The organism is Pseudomonas auratipiscis (assembly GCF_036324085.1).
Classification (GTDB): domain Bacteria; phylum Pseudomonadota; class Gammaproteobacteria; order Pseudomonadales; family Pseudomonadaceae; genus Aquipseudomonas; species Aquipseudomonas auratipiscis.
Window position 1 is genome coordinate 1 of sequence record NZ_JAZDCU010000026.1, and the last position, 17,245, is coordinate 17,245.

17 protein-coding genes are annotated in these 17,245 nt (G+C 57.9%); 10 read left to right on the top strand and 7 right to left on the bottom strand.

Annotation, left to right across the window (positions count from 1 at the left end; genetic code table 11):
- Positions 1 to 320: 320 nt before the first annotated feature.
- Together V0R60_RS24730 and V0R60_RS24735 are read right to left on the bottom strand one after the other, a co-directional pair.
- Positions 321 to 1,814 carry a CoA-acylating methylmalonate-semialdehyde dehydrogenase gene (locus V0R60_RS24730; RefSeq protein WP_136478273.1) on the bottom strand — a complete coding sequence of 498 codons (1,494 nt, stop codon included), beginning with the start codon at positions 1,812 to 1,814 and terminating at the stop codon, positions 321 to 323.
- A gap of 73 nt (positions 1,815 to 1,887) precedes the next feature.
- Complete coding sequence (locus V0R60_RS24735; protein WP_330080867.1) at positions 1,888 to 3,234, bottom strand: aspartate aminotransferase family protein; 1,347 nt, start codon at positions 3,232 to 3,234, stop codon at positions 1,888 to 1,890.
- 118 nt (positions 3,235 to 3,352) lie between these two features.
- Between V0R60_RS24735 and V0R60_RS24740 the strand changes: the two genes are divergently transcribed.
- From V0R60_RS24740 to V0R60_RS24755, 4 genes are all read left to right on the top strand, one after another.
- On the top strand, positions 3,353 to 4,270 hold the full coding sequence (locus tag V0R60_RS24740) for a LysR family transcriptional regulator (RefSeq protein ID WP_136478275.1): 918 nt from the start codon (positions 3,353 to 3,355) through the stop codon (positions 4,268 to 4,270).
- Positions 4,271 to 4,332: 62 nt separating this feature from the next.
- The gene (locus V0R60_RS24745) at positions 4,333 to 4,995 is read left to right on the top strand and encodes a TetR/AcrR family transcriptional regulator (RefSeq protein WP_136478276.1); all 663 of its coding nucleotides are present in this window, start codon (positions 4,333 to 4,335) and stop codon (positions 4,993 to 4,995) included.
- Positions 4,996 to 5,005: 10 nt separating this feature from the next.
- Complete coding sequence (locus V0R60_RS24750; protein WP_203542903.1) at positions 5,006 to 5,590, top strand: IMPACT family protein; 585 nt, start codon at positions 5,006 to 5,008, stop codon at positions 5,588 to 5,590.
- A gap of 333 nt (positions 5,591 to 5,923) precedes the next feature.
- Complete coding sequence (locus tag V0R60_RS24755; RefSeq protein WP_330080866.1) at positions 5,924 to 6,604, top strand: SDR family oxidoreductase; 681 nt, start codon at positions 5,924 to 5,926, stop codon at positions 6,602 to 6,604.
- A gap of 9 nt (positions 6,605 to 6,613) precedes the next feature.
- On the opposite strand, the gene V0R60_RS24760 is transcribed toward V0R60_RS24755, so the two are convergent.
- Positions 6,614 to 7,693: a calcium:proton antiporter gene (locus V0R60_RS24760; protein WP_136478279.1), complete on the bottom strand. Its 1,080-nt coding sequence runs from the start codon at positions 7,691 to 7,693 to the stop codon at positions 6,614 to 6,616.
- A 147-nt stretch (positions 7,694 to 7,840) separates the two neighbouring features.
- On the opposite strand from V0R60_RS24760, the gene V0R60_RS24765 reads away from it, so the two are divergent.
- A complete protein-coding gene (locus tag V0R60_RS24765; protein ID WP_330080865.1) occupies positions 7,841 to 8,794 on the top strand; it encodes an adenosine deaminase in 954 nt (317 codons plus the stop codon).
- Between the two features lie 56 nt (positions 8,795 to 8,850).
- Here the strand turns inward: V0R60_RS24765 and V0R60_RS24770 are convergent, their stop codons facing one another.
- A complete protein-coding gene (locus V0R60_RS24770) occupies positions 8,851 to 9,564 on the bottom strand; it encodes an ArsR/SmtB family transcription factor (RefSeq protein ID WP_136478281.1) in 714 nt (237 codons plus the stop codon).
- Positions 9,565 to 10,027: 463 nt separating this feature from the next.
- Positions 10,028 to 10,957, bottom strand: a complete 930-nt coding sequence (locus V0R60_RS24775; protein WP_330080864.1) for a LysR family transcriptional regulator — start codon at positions 10,955 to 10,957, stop codon at positions 10,028 to 10,030.
- A gap of 119 nt (positions 10,958 to 11,076) precedes the next feature.
- Here V0R60_RS24775 and V0R60_RS24780 point away from each other — a divergent pair, with 119 nt between their 5' ends.
- Together V0R60_RS24780 and V0R60_RS24785 are read left to right on the top strand one after the other, a co-directional pair.
- Positions 11,077 to 12,090, top strand: coding sequence for a zinc-binding alcohol dehydrogenase family protein (locus tag V0R60_RS24780; protein ID WP_330080863.1), 1,014 nt, complete (start codon positions 11,077 to 11,079; stop codon positions 12,088 to 12,090).
- 123 nt (positions 12,091 to 12,213) lie between these two features.
- Positions 12,214 to 12,378 (top strand): hypothetical protein, encoded by a 165-nt coding sequence (locus V0R60_RS24785; protein WP_168198498.1) that lies wholly within the window; start codon positions 12,214 to 12,216, stop codon positions 12,376 to 12,378.
- On the opposite strand, the gene V0R60_RS24790 is transcribed toward V0R60_RS24785, so the two are convergent.
- Positions 12,362 to 13,543 (bottom strand): multidrug effflux MFS transporter, encoded by a 1,182-nt coding sequence (locus V0R60_RS24790; protein WP_136478284.1) that lies wholly within the window; start codon positions 13,541 to 13,543, stop codon positions 12,362 to 12,364. The genes V0R60_RS24785 and V0R60_RS24790 overlap by 17 nt on opposite strands.
- A 116-nt stretch (positions 13,544 to 13,659) precedes the next feature.
- Positions 13,660 to 13,857: a heavy-metal-associated domain-containing protein gene (locus tag V0R60_RS24795; RefSeq protein WP_136478285.1), complete on the bottom strand. Its 198-nt coding sequence runs from the start codon at positions 13,855 to 13,857 to the stop codon at positions 13,660 to 13,662.
- Between the two features lie 147 nt (positions 13,858 to 14,004).
- On the opposite strand from V0R60_RS24795, the gene V0R60_RS24800 reads away from it, so the two are divergent.
- Genes V0R60_RS24800 through cueR form a run of 3 tightly spaced genes read left to right on the top strand, consistent with a single transcriptional unit; the run spans position 14,005 to position 17,245 of the window.
- Positions 14,005 to 14,391, top strand: coding sequence for a hypothetical protein (locus V0R60_RS24800; protein WP_136478286.1), 387 nt, complete (start codon positions 14,005 to 14,007; stop codon positions 14,389 to 14,391).
- Between the two features lie 50 nt (positions 14,392 to 14,441).
- The gene (locus tag V0R60_RS24805) at positions 14,442 to 16,844 is read left to right on the top strand and encodes a heavy metal translocating P-type ATPase (protein WP_330080862.1); all 2,403 of its coding nucleotides are present in this window, start codon (positions 14,442 to 14,444) and stop codon (positions 16,842 to 16,844) included.
- Positions 16,841 to 17,245: a Cu(I)-responsive transcriptional regulator gene (gene cueR, locus V0R60_RS24810; protein WP_136478288.1), complete on the top strand. Its 405-nt coding sequence runs from the start codon at positions 16,841 to 16,843 to the stop codon at positions 17,243 to 17,245. Before V0R60_RS24805 ends, cueR begins: the two co-directional genes overlap by 4 nt.

The window sequence follows — 17,245 nt, forward strand, 5'->3', positions numbered from 1 at the left end:
ACTCGCTGCGATCTCTCGTCAGCGGGAGGCGAATTCTACAGCGTTTCAATTCGCTGTCAACCACCTTTTTCACCGCTACCGATCTTTCGATCGAAGCCCTCCCAGCACTACCTGAAACATCTAACTCATTGAATCTCAAGGAGTTTTCCGTTCCGACTACGCCGGAAGTGGGGCGAATTATAGATACATCCGCAGGGGCGTCAAGGACTTATTACAACTTTGTTTCAAGAGGAGCATTTCGGCTATAAGAAGCAAGCTGCAAGCTACAAGAACAAACGCGAACGCCGCGCCCCTCTTGCAGCTTGCAGCTTGTTGCCCTCTTACAGACTTGGGAAGGCGAACTGCGAGGCTTCGTGGCTGGCGCGTTGCGGCCAGCGCTGAGTGATTGCCTTGCGACGGGTGTAGAAACGCACGCCGTCCGGACCGTATGCATGCAGGTCACCGAACAGAGAACGCTTCCAGCCGCCGAAGCTGTGGTAAGCCACTGGCACTGGCAGCGGGACGTTGACGCCAACCATGCCCACTTCGATTTCGTCGCAGAACAAGCGCGCCGCTTCACCGTCACGGGTGAAGATACAGGTACCGTTGCCGTACTCGTGTTCGTTGATCAGGCGCATCGCCTCTTCTAGGCTATCTACACGCACTACGCACAGTACTGGGCCGAAGATCTCTTCCTTATAGATGCGCATCTCTGTTGTCACGCGATCGAACAGCGTGCCGCCCAGGAAGTAACCATCTTCATTACCAGCAACCCGGTAACCACGACCGTCCACTACCAATTGAGCACCTGCGGCTACGCCGTCATCGATGTAGCCGACAACTTTGTCACGAGCAGCGGCAGTAACCAGAGGCCCCATATCCAGGCCACAGGTAGTGCCAGCACCAATTTTCAGCGCTTTGATCTGTGGCTCCAGCTTGGCAATCAACGCGTCGGCAACCTGGTCACCTACGCAAACTGCAACGGAGATCGCCATGCAGCGCTCGCCGCACGAACCATAAGCAGCCCCCATCAGCGCACTTACGGCGTTATCCAGGTCGGCATCTGGCATCAGTACCGCGTGGTTTTTCGCCCCACCCAGTGCCTGAACGCGCTTGCCGCGCTTGGTGCCTTCGGAATAGATGTACTCGGCAATCGGAGTTGAACCAACGAAACTCAGGGCCTTGACCTCTGGCGCCTCGATCAGTGCGTCCACCGCTTCCTTGTCACCGTGCACCACGTTGAGCACGCCCTTGGGCAGACCCGCTTCTTGCAGCAGTTGGGCGATCAACAAGGTCGAGCTCGGATCGCGCTCGGATGGCTTGAGAATGAAGCAGTTGCCACACGCAATGGCCAACGGGTACATCCACAGGGGCACCATGGCCGGGAAGTTGAATGGGGTAATACCGGCGACAACACCCAGCGGCTGGAAATCGGACCACGCATCGATATTTGGGCCGACGTTGCGGCTGTACTCGCCTTTGAGCACTTCTGGCGCGGCACAGGCGAATTCGACGTTTTCAATACCGCGCTTGAGCTCACCTGCAGCATCTTCGATTGTTTTGCCGTGCTCTTCGCTAATCAGCTGAGAGATACGCGCTTCGTTCTGCTCCAGCAGTTGCTTGAAACGGAACATTACTTGAGCGCGCTTGGCAGGTGGGGTGTTGCGCCAGGCCGGGAAAGCGGCTTTGGCAGCGTCGATAGCCTGCTGCACAGTTTGCTTGCTGGCCAGAGCGACCTTGTGGATAACCTCACCAGTGGCTGGGTTGAAAACATCAGCGGTGCGCTCGTTAGCAGCTACCAACTCGCCATTGATCAAATGTTGAACAGTGCTCATGCAAAACTCCAAAAAGGGGGCGTGCCTGGACGCGAGCTCACTCGCGTCCTCTTCTTATATATAGGTATGTCGATCAGCTGACTTGGTTGATCGCTTCGCCGACTGCATCGAACAGGCGGTCCAGTTCTTCCGGCTTGCTGTTGAAGGTCGGGCCAAACTGCAGGGTATCGCCACCAAAGCGCACGTAGAACCCGGCTTGCCACAGCTTCATGGCAATTTCATAAGGGCGCACGATGGCGTCTCCGTCACGGGCAGCAATCTGGATAGCGCCTGCCAGGCCGTAGTTACGGATATCGATAATATGCTTCGCGCCCTTGATGCCGTGCAGGACCTTCTCAAAATGTGGCGACAGCTCGGCGGCCGACTGCACCAGATTTTCTTTTTCCAACAGGTCCAGCGCAGCGAGACCGGCCGCACAGGCAACTGGGTGCGCCGAGTAGGTATAGCCGTGTGGAAACTCAACAGCGTATTCCGGAGTCGGCTGATTCATGAAGGTTTGGTAAATCTCGCTGCTGGCAATCACCGCGCCCATTGGGATGGCGCCGTTGGTAACCTGCTTGGCGATGCACATCAGGTCCGGGGTTACGCCGAACGCTTCGGCGCCAGTCATGGCACCCATACGGCCAAAACCGGTAATGACTTCGTCGAAGATCAGCAAGATGTTGTGCTGGTCGCAGATTTCGCGCAAACGCTTCAGGTAGCCTTTAGGTGGTGGCAGTACACCCGCCGAACCTGCAAGCGGCTCAACGATCAGCGCAGCGATGTTCGAAGCATCGTGCAGTTCGATCAGCTTGAGCATCTCATCGGCCAGGGCGATCCCCCCCTCCTCCGGCATACCCTTGGTGAAAGCGTTGCTTGCCAACAGGGTGTGCGGGATATGGTCGACATCCAACAACTGACCAAACAGCTTACGGTTACCGTTTACACCACCCAGGCTGGTACCGGCGATGTTCACACCGTGATAACCACGGGCACGACCGATCAGCTTGGTCTTGGTAGCCTGGCCTTTCAGACGCCAGTAGGCACGAACCATCTTCACTGCGGTGTCGGCGCACTCGGAGCCGGAGTTGGTATAGAAGACGTGATTGAGGTTGCCCGGAACCAGGTCAGCGATTTTCTCGGCCAACTGAAACGACAATGGGTGGCCGAACTGGAAAGCTGGCGCGTAATCGAGCACGCCGAGCTGACGCGACACGGCTTCTTGAATTTGTTTACGGGTGTGACCGGCGCCGCAGGTCCACAGGCCTGACAGTGCGTCGTAGATCTTGCGACCTTTGTCATCGGTCAGGTAACTGCCTTCGGCAGCAACGATCAGCCGTGGATCGCGCTGAAAATTGCGGTTGGCAGTGTAGGGCATCCAATGGGCGTCCAGCTTGAGCTGGCTGGCCAAACCGACAGGAGCATTTTCAGGCAGATTCATCGGGCAAATCCTCGCAAGGCAATTGAGCAGCGACAAGTGTTGTTGCGACTAAGTTGTCATGACGATAAAGTCTAGAAAACCCAACATTTCTAATCTTCAGATAGACGATTACTAAACTATGAGCCGACGCCCCGATCCCCTCGCTCAAGTCAGCGATTTCGACATCCGCTTGTTGAAGATCTACCGCAGTGTGGTGGAGTGCGGCGGCTTCTCAGCAGCAGAGAACGTGTTGGGCATCGGGCGTTCGGCTATCAGCCAGCAGATGAGCGATCTAGAGCAGCGCCTGGGCCTGCGTTTGTGTCAACGCGGCCGCGCCGGGTTTTCGTTGACCGAGGAAGGCCGCGAAGTTTATCAGTCGGCATTGCAACTACTCAGCGCTCTGGAGAGCTTTCGTACCGAAGTCAACGGCCTGCACCAGCACTTGCGCGGCGAATTGAACATTGGTCTGACCGACAATCTGGTGACCTTGCCGCACATGCGCATTACCCACGCACTGGCGCAGTTGAAAGAACGTGGCCCGGATGTCCGTATCCAGATCCGCATGATTGCACCCAGCCAGGTAGAACAAGGTGTGCTCGATGGCAGCTTGCATGTCGGCGTGGTGCCACAAACCAGCCCGCTCTCGGGCCTTGAGTATCAACCGCTGTACAGTGAGCGTTCCTTGCTCTATTGCGCAGTAGGTCACCCATTGTTCTACGCCGATGATCGCCAATTGGACGACGATCGGCTCAATGTGCAAGATGCCATTGCCCCGACATTCCGTTTGCCAGCCGATGTCCAGGCGCATTACCAGGCACTCCACTGCACCGCCAGCGCATCGGACCGTGAAGGCATGGCGTTCCTGATTCTGACCGGAAGCTACATTGGCTACCTGCCGGATCATTACGCCAGTTTCTGGGTACAACAAGGCAGATTGCGCGCCCTCAAGCCAAGCCAGCGCTTCTATGACTTGAGCCTGTGTTGGGTAACACGCAAAGGAAGACGACCGCACTTGGTCCTGGAAAGCTTCCTGGAAAGCCTGGCGGCTACTCGCTGAGCGCTAATACTGTTAGGTTAACCGAACAGAAGTGATACCCATTGCCTTGTCTGGAACCGTCCATGTCCTTCGAAGTCCCTGCGCATCGTGCCACCGCCCCGGGCAAGCCCGCCGGGCGTATTCGTCAGAAGAACGAACAAGCCATCATCCAGGCCGCTGAAGATGAGTTCGCGCGTCACGGCTTCAAGGGCACCAGCATGAACACCATCGCCCTCAAGGCCGGATTGCCAAAGGCGAACCTGCATTACTACTTCACCAATAAGCTGAGCCTCTACGTAGCGGTGCTGAGCAACATCATCGAATTGTGGGACAGTACCTTCAATGCCCTGAGCGTCGAGGACGATCCAGCAACGGCGCTGAGCACCTACATTCGCACCAAGATGGAGTTCTCTCGACGCAATCCCCAGGCTTCGCGGATCTTTGCCATGGAGATAATCAGTGGCGGCAAGTGCCTGAGCGACTATTTCAGCCAGGACTACCGTGAATGGTTCAAAGGTCGCGCCGCGGTGTTCCAAGCCTGGATAGATGCCGGAAAGATGGACCCGGTCGACCCGGTTCATTTGATCTTTCTGCTTTGGGGCAGTACCCAGCATTATGCTGACTTCGCTACCCAGATCTGCCAGGTCACGGGCCGTAGCCGCCTCACCAAACAAGATATGGAAGATGCCAGCAACAATCTTATCCACATCATTCTTAAAGGCTGCGGCCTGAAACTTCCCGACTGAACCTGCGTTTATGCCTTTTACCCTGCTCGACACCTGCGAGTTTCGCGAAGAGATTCGCAAGAGCCGCTTCATTACCCTGGCAGCGCCCATCAGCAGCCCTGCCGAGGCCATGGCCTTCATCGACCAACACAGCGATCTGGATGCCACTCACAATTGCTGGGCCTGGAAGCTGGGTGCTCAGTATCGCAGCAGCGACGACGGCGAGCCGGGCGGTACCGCCGGACGTCCGATTCTGGCGGCCATCGAAGCCCAGGACTGTGATCAGGTGGTGGTACTGGTGATCCGCTGGTACGGCGGTATCCAACTGGGAACGGGCGGCCTTGCTCGCGCCTATGGCGGCGGCGCCAACAAGTGTCTGCAGCAAGCTGAAAAACGCCTGCTGGTAAGCCGTAGCGAAGTCAGTTGCAGTTGCAGTTTCAGTGAGTTGGCGCTGCTCAAACTGCGGGTAGCCGAAGCAGACGGCCTGGTACTGGAAGAGCACTTCACGGCCAATGGCGTTGATCTGCTGCTGGCCCTGGGCGAGGAACACATCGAATCACTGCAACGCCAATTGGCAGACTTGAGCCGAGGACGGATCTTGCTGGAAAGGCGCTGAACAATTGCCCACATTCACTGTGGGCCCGGCTGTGGATAAGCTCTGGGCACTCGGCTGCATGCCTTTATCGGCGTGGCCTTCAGGCAATCGATCATATTTTGATCAAGATTTGATGACAGCACTTCAACCGTCGATAAATCAGTTAGTTATCCACATGTACCCCTCACAAAGCTCACCTACAAGTATTCATCCCCGCACTTTGTGCTTGCTCACAAATACTGTGGAGCAAGCTGTGGATAAGCCGTGCACCCCTGCACCAATCGCTTGCTTGGCCAAGGCTTGGCTAGACTGGTTATTCTTTGACCACTGCGTTACCCATTAAAGGAGTTCTTCATGTCCTCGCAAAAAACCGCCCTGATCATCGGCGCCTCCCGCGGCCTGGGCCTAGGCTTGGTAGAACGTTTGCTGGAAGACGGCTGGGACGTGGTCGCCACTGTGCGCGACCGCACCAAAGCCGGCAGCCTGACAGCGTTGACAAATGTTCGAGTAGAAACCCTGGAGATGAACAGCGGTACTCAACTCGATGCACTGCAGCAACGTCTACACGGTCAGACCTTCGACCTGCTGTTCGTAAATGCGGGTGTCATGGGCCCACGCGATCAGAACGCCGAGCACGCGCAGTTGGCTGATGTAGGCGATCTCTTCATGACCAACGCTGTGTCCCCCATCCGCGTGGCCCAGCGCTTGGTCGCCCAACTGAGCGACAGCGGCGTCCTCGCGTTCATGAGCTCGATCCTTGGCAGCATCGCCATCCCGGATGGCAGCGAGATGTGCCTTTACAAGGCCAGCAAGGCTGCACTCAACTCGATGATCAACAGCTTCGTTACCTTGAACCAGCCAGCGCAGACCGTTCTGGCCATGCACCCAGGCTGGGTCAAGACCGACATGGGTGGCGAGAACGCCGAGATCGACGTGCTGACCAGCACACGCGGCATGCTCGAGCAGGTCAAGGCCAACGCAGGCAAAGGCGGCCTGCATTTCATCAATTACAAGGGCGACAGCCTGATCTGGTGAGCCAGTACTTCAGAGCCCGAGAAAAGCCAGCATGATAAAGGTGGCGAACAACACGAAGTGGGTCATGCCTTCGATCGCGTTGGTTTCGCCATCGTTGAGGTTGATTGCACTGACGATCAGGGTGATGGCGATCATTACCGTTTGTACCGGTGTCATGGCCATCTGAAAGGGCTGGCCGGTGTAAAGCGCCATCGCTTCCATCAGCGGGACGGTCAATATCACCGTGGACAGGGAAGCACCCAAGGCGATGTTGACCACCGACTGCATACGATTGGCCAAAGCTGCACGCAAGGCGGTCAGGATCTCCGGTGCCGCAGAAATGGTTGCCACCACAATAGCCATTAACACCGGCGGTGCGCCGCTACCCTCCAAACCATAGTTCAGCGGATGCGACATGATTTCCGCGAGCACGCCAATAATCATCACCCCGACGATCAGGATGACGATAGAGCGCACCTTATTTACGGGAGCCTGCGATGTGTCCCGGCGCTTTTTTTGTGGATAGCTGTAGCTGAAAAAATAGCTGTGCGGCCCGACCTGCATGCGCAGGAACAATGCGTACAGCACCATCATCGCGGCAATGGTGAACCCCGAATACAGCTTCCAGTCCTCGCGCGCAATAAATTCGGGCACCACCATCGAGACGCCCATGGCAGTCATGATCATCACGCTGTAGGTACGCGCCGAATCATCGTTGTACGACTGCTCGCCGTGCTTGAGCCCTCCCATCAACGCCGCCAACCCGAGGATGCCATTAATATCGAGCATCACCGCCGAGTAGATGGTATCGCGCACCAAGGTTGGCGAAGACTGGTTACTCATCATGATCGCCAAAACCAGCACTTCGACCATTACCGCAGATAAGGTCAGAATCATGGTTCCGTAGGGGTCACCGACCTTCTCGGCCAATTGTTCGGCGTGCTGGGCCACGCGCATCGACGCACAGATGATCGCCACCACCAGCACCAGCCCCGCCAGCAGAGCAGCCGTGTGACCATGCCCCAGCAACTGTGACTGCAGCGGCCAGGCCAGAACCGCCAACAGCATGGCAATCAGCAGGGGTTTTTCCTGGTTTATCAAGGCAAGCATCGCAATCCCGTTCAAGTGGTGTACAGCAAAGAGACTCTAGTCACTCTAGAAGGTTTGCGACAAACACCCCTGCGGTCAGCTTTCTCGGCCAGGGGCAGGCAACCTCTGTAGAATGCGGGCAACCGCACCTGATGAGATACCGACTTTATGTACGACTGGCTTAATGCGCTGCCCAAGGCAGAATTGCACCTGCACCTGGAAGGATCGCTGGAGCCCGAGTTGCTATTCGCCCTGGCCGAGCGCAACAAAATTGCCCTGCCGTGGAACGATGTCGAAGCCCTGCGCGCAGCCTATGCGTTCAACAACCTGCAGGAGTTTCTCGACCTCTACTACCAGGGCGCCGATGTACTGCGCACCGAGCAGGACTTCTACGACCTGACCTGGGCATACCTGCTGCACTGCAAAGCGCAAAATGTGGTTCACACCGAACCATTCTTCGATCCGCAAACCCATACTGATCGTGGTATTCCATTCGAAGTGGTACTCAGGGGCATCAGCCAGGCACTCAAGGATGGCCAGCAGCAACTGGACATCAGCAGCGGCCTGATCCTAAGCTTCTTGCGCCACCTGAGCGAAGAAGAGGCACATAAGACTCTCGACCAAGCACTGCCGTTTCGCGATGCCTTTATCGCCGTCGGCCTGGACAGCTCGGAAATGGGTCACCCGCCGAGCAAGTTCCAACGAGTATTCGATCGTGCCCGCAGCGAAGGCTTCCTGACGGTTGCACACGCAGGAGAAGAAGGACCACCTGAATACATCTGGGAAGCCATCGACCTGCTCAAGATCCAGCGTATCGACCATGGTGTACGCGCCATCGAAGACGAGCGCCTGATGCAGCGCATCATCGACGAGCAGATCCCGCTGACCGTATGCCCGCTCTCCAACACCAAGCTTTGTGTGTTTGATCATATGAGCCAGCACAACATTCTCGACATGCTCGAGCGCGGCGTGAAGGTCACCGTGAACTCGGACGATCCAGCGTACTTCGGTGGTTATGTCACCGAAAACTTCCATGCGTTGCATACTCATCTGGGCATGACCCAGGATCAGGCCCAACGCTTGGCGCAGAACAGCCTGGATGCACGCCTGCTTCGCCCTTGAGTGATTAGAGACAGCACCGATGAGCCCACTCCGATCAGGAGCGGGCTTATCGCGTGCTAACTTGCTGACTGCAGAATCACCGGTTGGGCAATTCGGTTGATCTGACGCAATCCCGCCGAGCTGATCTGCAATCGGCGGGAAGTCTCACTCTCGCGGATCCACCCAGATTGCATGAACAGCTTCAGCAGGCTGGTACCCAACGCACCGCCCAGATGTGGACGATGGTCACTCCATTCACTGCAGCAGCGGCAACTGCTGAAGCCCCTGTGTTGGTAACGCGCCAGCGCCTCGATAAAAATGCCATGACGGGCAAATTGAGTACGCCCCTCAGAGGTGACTTCGATTTGCTGCTCCGCGCCCTCCAGCCACCCAGCATCGAAAAATCGCTGATACAAGTCCGCAGCAAGCTCTCCGCCTAGGTGATCACCACACAGGCGCGCTCTACGCATGGACTGTGGAATACCAACGTCCTCTCTCCCTGCGGCCTGCTCGCGACTGGTGACCTGAACACTGGCCAATGCTTCCACCGCCGCGCCAACTTCAGGCCCGGCGAGTCTGAAGTAGCGCTTTCGTCCGCGCGGCTCGAGCTTGAGCAATCCGCTGGCCGAGAGTCTTGCCAGGTGTGCGCAGGCGGAGGAAGGCGTCAGGCCAGTCAAGTCGGCCAGTTCATCGGCAGGCCGTGCCATGCCGTCGATCAGCGCCCATAACATTGCGCTGCGCTTGGGATCTGCAAGCAGGCTGGCAATCTGGCTAATACTTGTTGCTTTCATATCTCAACTCCCTGCGAGATCACATCTGAAATCGTTTGAACAACCATGTCAGCAGCATTTACTGCGAGGTTTCCGATGCCAGACCGGCTAGAAGTTGTAACGTTGACTCACCGGCAAATTGCCAGGATGTTTATCAGGCAAAGTAAAATTAACGGCGGCACTTTCCGGCCGATGACATGGAAGCTTCTCTCGCTGGAAACGACTGCTGCATCTATTATAAGCCGCCTCAGGGAAACAATTTCCGGGCCATCGCGCGGACAAACGGGTAAAGGCTCCATCCTCTGCCCAACCATAAGCATCGACAAGCATGACCACTTATAGAAAACTTCAGATACATTTGTTGTAAAACCGCACCCCATACCCGCTCGTTTAAACTTGATAACTATTGATCAAAAAAAATAATATTTAATGCCTACAACTCATCTACCAAAGAACTACAAATAAGCCAGAAAATTCTGTAAACCTAAAAATTCGCTAACTCATCTGCATCCTTAAGTTGTTCGAGCAGAATCTGGCACCGCTCCCGCAGCAGGTTACGCAGCAATTGCACCGGCTTGCCCAATTGCGCTCGGTGCGTGCACATAAGGTTCAAGGGCGCCGACTCACCTTCCAGCTGTCCCAACAGCACCTTCAAGCGCCCAGCCTGAACGTCGAACGCCACGTCCAACCAGGACTTGTAGGCGATTCCAAGGCCTGCCAATGCCCAACGACGAACGACATCGGCGTCGTCACAAAACCGGTCCCCACTGACAATCACCCCCACCTCGTTTGCGCCCCGACCAAACCGCCAATGGTCATGAATGCGGCTACCCAGCTGATAAAGCAGGCAGTTGTGCTGGGCAAGTTGAGCAATATCCTGCGGTTCACCGTGAACCGCCAGGTACGCGGGCGAGGCACAGAGCACTCGTCGGTTGTCAGGGCACAGGGGCAGTGCCACCAGACTGGAATCTTCCGGCGTACCATAGCGCAAGGCGATATCCGCCGCCTGGCGAAACAGATCGGCGTTGCGGTCGCCCAGCAGCAGGCGTACCGATAACTTCGGGTGTTGGCGCTGCAATTCATCAAGCCAGGGCAGCAGCACATTACGTCCAAAGTCCGATGGTGCAGAGAGTTGCAACACACCACTGACATCGTCCTGCCCTCGCGCCAGCAAACGCCGCCCTTCTTCCAGGCTGGCCAGTGCATTGCGCGCATGCAGCAAAAAAACTTCGCCTTCGGCTGTCAGGCGCAAGTTACGCGTCGAGCGTGCGAGCAGTCGGGCACCCAATTGTTGCTCCAGGCGTTTGAGCGCAGCACTGGCTACCGCTGGGGACAGGTCCAACAACCGAGCCGCAGCTGACAGGCTACCCAGTTGCACGGTGCGAACGAACAGTTGCAGGTCATCGAATCGCACAGCAAGGCCTCGCTATTATCAAAAATTTATTGAAAGTATCTGTCGTTCTAGCGGGTTTTAACATGAAGTGAAAGCGTCAATCATGGCCACCAAGGATTTCCCTTCTGAGGACGCTACAGATGAAAGCCGTTGCCTATTACCAGTCCCTGGACATCAGCCACCCGGACTCCCTGCAAGACATCGAGCTGCCCGAACCCGAGCCGGGACCACGGGACCTGCTCGTGGAAGTACGAGCCATTTCGGTCAATCCGGTGGACACCAAGGTGCGCCAGAATGCCCAGCCAGAACCAGGTGTTGCCAAGGTACTGGGCTGGGACGTAGCGGGCGTGGTCAAGGCGGTAGGCAGTGATGTCAGCCTGTTCCAGCCTGGGGATAAGGTTTTTTACGCAGGTTCCATCGCTCGCGCCGGGGCCAACAGCGAACTGCATGTCGTCGATGAGCGCATCGTTGGCCATATGCCCAAGACGTTGGGCTTCGCAGAAGCGGCAGCCCTGCCGCTGACGGCGATCACAGCATGGGAGTTGTTGTTTGAGCGCCTGCAGATTCCAGAAGGACAAGATGACCTCGGCCAGCGCCTGTTGATCGTAGGTGCAGCAGGTGGCGTGGGCTCGATTTTGACTCAACTTGCGAGTCAATTGACCGGCCTGACCGTCATCGGTAGCGCCTCTCGTCCCCAGACCCAGGACTGGGTACGTCAGTTGGGTGCCGACCACGTTGTTAATCACAGCCAACCGCTTGCTGCAGCACTCAAGGCCGAAGGTATCGAATTCGTAACCCACGTTGCCAGCCTCACCCAGACCGACCAGCATCTGGCGCAATTGGTCGAAGCCCTTGCCCCTCAAGGAAGACTTGCGCTGATCGATGACCCCAAGCAAATAGACATCGGCCTGCTTAAACGCAAGAGCCTGTCGTTGCATTGGGAGTTCATGTACACCCGCTCGTTGTTTGAAACCGACGACATGATCGAACAACACAAACTGCTCAATCGGGTTGCCGATCTGATTGATGCCGGCACGCTCAAAACTACCTTGGGCGAGCACTACGGCAGCATCAATGCGGCCAACCTGCGTCGCGCCCACGCCCTGCTGGAAAGCGGCGCGGCAAAGGGCAAGATTGTCCTGGAAGGGTTCTGAGGCATCGCGCCCACCTCTGACTTGGGGTGGGCGACCGTCAGTCCGACAACTGATCCAAGTCATTTTCCTGCAGGCAAGCAGCGCTACAATCTTCGGGCCAACGCTCACCGCAGGTATGCCACGATGATCATTCAAGTCAGCGCATCAGCCCAAAAGCCAGGCTGCCCTTGGCAGGTTCGGCTGGACAAGCAGGTAGTGAACTTTCGTAGCGAGGCCGAAGCCCGCGCTTTCGTCAACACCTTGCAGGCCCGCCTGCAGGCCCCGCATACACTCAAACAGGTCGGCTGAGCTGCAAGCGGTAGGTAACCATCGACACCACCACTGCGCCCAGGCCGCATAGGCTTATGACCAGCGCCATGGGTACTGCGCTGCCATCGTGCAACACGCCCACCAGTGCCGCAGCACCTGCCGCGACACTGAACTGAATGCACCCGAGCAGCGCTGAAGCGCTCCCTGCCCGAGCACCTTGCCCGTTCATGGCACAGGCTGATGCATTGGGGATGATGCAACCCAGGCTGGCAATACAGACGAACAGCGGAATCAGCAGTGGCCACAACTTGGTCGGCTTCAACGCACTGATCGCAAGCAGCGTCAGGCCCGCCAGCAGATATACCCACACCGCTCGCCGGAGCAAGAAGGCCGGACCACGCTTGGCCAGCAGTCGCGCATTCACCTGGGCAACCAGAATGAAGCCGGCCGCGTTACTGCCGAACAACCAGCCGTAGTGCTCAGGTGGCACCCCATAGAGCTTGATGAAAACGAAGGGAGATCCGGCGATATAGGAAAACATCCCAGCGATGGCGATTCCGCCGGTCAAAGCGTGCCCAATGAAGACGCGGTCTTTGAGCAGCCGCCCGTACTGGCGCAAAGCGCCGGAAAGTGGCTGGCGCGGCAGATTGGCCGGCAAGCTCTCAGGCAGCCCCAGAGCAACGGCGAGGGTACACAGGGCGCTGAACAAGGTCAGCGCAACAAAGATCGACTGCCAGCCATAGGCATTGACCAGCACCCCTCCCAGCATAGGGGCGAGAATGGGGGCGAGGCCCATCACTAGCACCAATTGCGAAAATACCTTGGCGGATGCCACCGCATCGCATTTGTCACTGACAATTGCCCGCGACAACACCATGCCGGCACACCCGCCCAGCGCCTGGACGAATCGGGCCGCAATCAACGTATCGAGGTTCGGGGCAAAGGCGCAGGCAATTGACGCCAGGGTGAACAGACAAACACCGACCAGCAGCGGAATACGGCGGCCAAAGCGGTCAGCCACCGGTCCATAGGCCAATTGACCGATGGACAAGCCAAGGAAATAGGCAGCCAGGGTTGTCTGGATATGTTTTTCGTCAGTACCGAAGGCCAGCGCCATCGCCGGAAAGCCTGGCAGGTAAAAGTCGATTGCCAGAGGCCCGAACGCACTCAAGGCGCCCAGAATCAGGATGGTTCGCAGGTTCATCGGGAATCCATAGCAGGCTAAGCAAGTCTGCTAGTCTAACCGGCCTGCCAAGGTTGCGCTGCGAAGAGTTGCACCTGCGCCGTGAAACTTTTATCCACAGCGCAGCCCTGCAACTGTCAGACGGCTTCGGCCTGATAGCCTTCTTCACGAATCAGTTGCAGGATCTGCGGCGCCTGCAACGAGCTTTGCACCTTCACCTGCTTCTGACCCAAATCGACCTCGACGATCGCCTCGGCGTCCTGAGCATGTACTGCACGGGTGACGGCTTTGACGCAATGACCGCAGGTCATTCCTTGTACATTGAACACTTGCATGGGTTCTGCCTCCTGTGGGTTTTGACTGAGTTTCAAGCTTGCCACCAGGGTAAGGTCAAGTTCCTCTTGGTGCTGCCGGGCTGGAAATCATCGCCCGGGTCGGCCAAGCTGCGATCCTGACGATTGAAGATGCAGGAGTTTCGTTTCATGCGCAGGGCAGCTTTGGGCCTTTTCGGCCTGCTGAATGTATTTGGCTTGTTCGCTCAAGCCAACGCGGCAGGGCCAGCCGACTACAGCATTCTGATCATTTCCCGCGAACGCCTGGAGGTGGCAACCTCATGCGAGATTGGCGTGTATATCAACGATCAATTGGCCGGACGCGTCTTCCAGGAGCAATCGACCTCATTCAATCTGCCACCAGGTGAAATCGATGTGCGCCTGCGCTACTTGCCTGGGCATGTACCAGGCTGCCAGCCGGGCATGGAGAACCAGCGCTCGAGCCGATTGAAGCTGGTGGCCGGTCAGATCAATAAATACCGGGTTGCAGCCGATCAGAATGGACTCACATTGATAAGAGCTGGCTTGGGGTATTGACCTTACCAGCGTGGAAAGGTTGAAGCTGTGGCCAACCCAGGAGGATTGCCATGTCTGCATCTACCACATTCGATCTGCCCATTTCCGGAATGACCTGTGCCAGCTGTGCTGGCAGGGTCGAGCGAGCGCTGCGCAAAGTCAGTGGCGCCGAAACGGTCAGCGTCAACCTCGCCACCGAACAGGCGCGAATTCAAGCATCCGCCGATAGCCTGCCGGCCCTTGTCGAAGCGGTCGAACAAGCCGGCTACCACGTGCCAAGCCAACCCCTTGAGCTGCAGATTGGCGGTATGACCTGCGCATCTTGCGCCGGCAGGGTGGAACGCGCGTTGGCCAAGATACCCGGTGTGCAACACGTCAGCGTCAATCTGGCCAGTGAGCGCGCCCATGTGCAGGTGCTCGGCCAGATCAATAACGCGGTACTGATCGACGCGGTTGTCCATGCCGGTTACACCGCCAGCTTGCCGCAAAGCCCGAAGGCGAACCAGGTCGATGCCGAGCGGCGCCTGCGCAAGGAGCGCTGGTCGGTGGCCTTGGCCGTCATACTGGCACTGCCATTGGTGCTGCCCATGGTGCTACAGCCGTTCGGCATTCACTGGATGCTGCCGGCGTGGGCCCAATTCGTTCTGGCGACCCCGGTGCAATTCATTCTGGGTGCGCGTTTCTATGTGGCGGCCTGGAAAGCGGTACGTGCCGGCGCCGGTAACATGGACTTGCTGGTCGCCATCGGGACCAGCGCTGGGTATGGCTTGAGTATCTATGAGTGGGCCCAGGCAAGCCCCGGTGTCATGCCGCACTTGTATTTTGAAGCTTCGGCCGTGGTCATTGCCCTGATTCTGCTCGGCAAGTACCTGGAAAGCCGTGCCAAGCGCCAGACAGCCAGCGCTATTCGTGCCCTCGAAGCCTTGCGGCCGGAACGCGCCCTGCTGCTGGTCGATGGCCAGGAACGCGACGTGGCGATCAGCGAACTGCGTGTTGGCGATACCGTTGTGGTCAAGCCCGGCGAACGCTTCCCGGTGGACGGTGAAGTCAGCGAAGGCCAAAGCCATGCTGACGAAGCGCTGATCAGCGGTGAAAGCCTGCCAGTGCCCAAACAACCGGGCGACAAGGTCACCGGCGGGGCGATCAACGGCGAAGGCCGCCTGCTGGTGCGCACCCAGGCCCTGGGCACCGAAACGGTACTGGCACGCATCATTCGCCTGGTAGAAGACGCCCAGGCAGCCAAGGCCCCCATTCAGAAGCTGGTGGACCGCGTCAGCCAGGTGTTCGTGCCAGCCGTGCTGGTGCTGGCGCTGATTACCCTGGTTGGCTGGTGGCTAGCCGGTGCGCCGATTGAAACAGCCTTGATCAACGCGGTCGCTGTATTGGTGATTGCTTGCCCATGTGCGCTTGGCCTGGCAACGCCTACGGCGATCATGGCTGGCACAGGGGTCGCTGCGCGTCACGGTATTCTGATCAAGGACGCCGAAGCGCTGGAGCGAGCCCATGCGGTCAACCGCGTGGTATTCGACAAGACCGGTACTCTGACCTCTGGCAGCCCACGGATCGTCCACAGCCAGGCTGCGGTCGGCGAACCGGCTGATTTGCTGCAACTTGCCGGTGCCCTGCAACGCGGTAGCGAACACCCTTTGGCCAAAGCCGTGCTCGACGCTTGTGAAGAACAGGGTTTACCGGTCGCGGACATCAGCAACAGCCAGTCCCTGACCGGGCGTGGCATCGCCGGCAGCCTGGACGGCCGTGACCTGGCCCTCGGCAACCGGCGCATGCTCGATGAAAGCGGTCTGCAAGCGGGTGACTTGCAAGCCAGCGCCACAGCCTGGGAGGCCGAAGGCCGCACCTTGTCCTGGTTGATCGAGCGTAGTCCGCAGGTGCGCGTATTGGGGCTGTTTGCCTTCGGTGACAGCCTCAAGCCAGGTGCCGGGCAAGCGGTGCAGAAGCTCGCCGATCAAGGCATCAGCAGTCACCTGCTCACCGGCGATAACCGTGGCAGCGCCAACGTCGTCGCCCAGGCATTGGGCATTACCGACGTACACGCCGAGGTGCTACCAGGAGACAAAGCGGCAAAAGTTGCCGAGCTCAAGCAGTCAGGCGTTGTGGCAATGGTGGGTGACGGTATCAACGACGCCCCCGCACTGGCGGCAGCCGATATCGGCATCGCCATGGGCGGTGGCACTGACGTGGCCATGCAAGCCGCGGGCATCACCCTGATGCGCGGTGATCCACGCCTGGTGCCGGCAGCATTGGAAATCAGCCGCAAAACCTATGCGAAGATTCGGCAGAACTTGTTCTGGGCATTCATCTACAACCTCATTGGCATTCCACTGGCCGCCTTCGGCATGCTCAACCCGGTGCTAGCTGGCGCCGCGATGGCCTTGTCGAGTGTCAGCGTGGTCAGCAACGCGCTGCTATTGAAAACCTGGAAGCCTGAAACCCCATCACAGGACGACGTGCAATGAACATCGGTCAAGCCGCCCGGCGCTCCGGACTGAGCGCCAAGATGATCCGCTACTACGAGTCGATTGGTTTGCTCAAGCCGGCGGTGCGCAGCGACAGTGGCTATCGCTTGTACCAGCAGGAAGACTTGCACCAACTGGCGTTCATCAAGCGTTCGAGAGATCTGGGGTTTTCACTGGAAGAAGTCGCCCGCCTGCTGACCCTGTGGCAGGACCGCCAGCGCGCCAGTGCCGACGTCAAGGCCCTGGCCAGCCAACACATCGATGATCTGAACCGACGCATCGAAGAACTGGTAAGCCTGCGCGATACCTTGAGCGAGCTGGTCACTCATTGCCACGGCGACGATCGCCCGGACTGCCCGATCCTCAAGGATCTGGCAGCCGGGGGCAGTTGCTGTCACTGA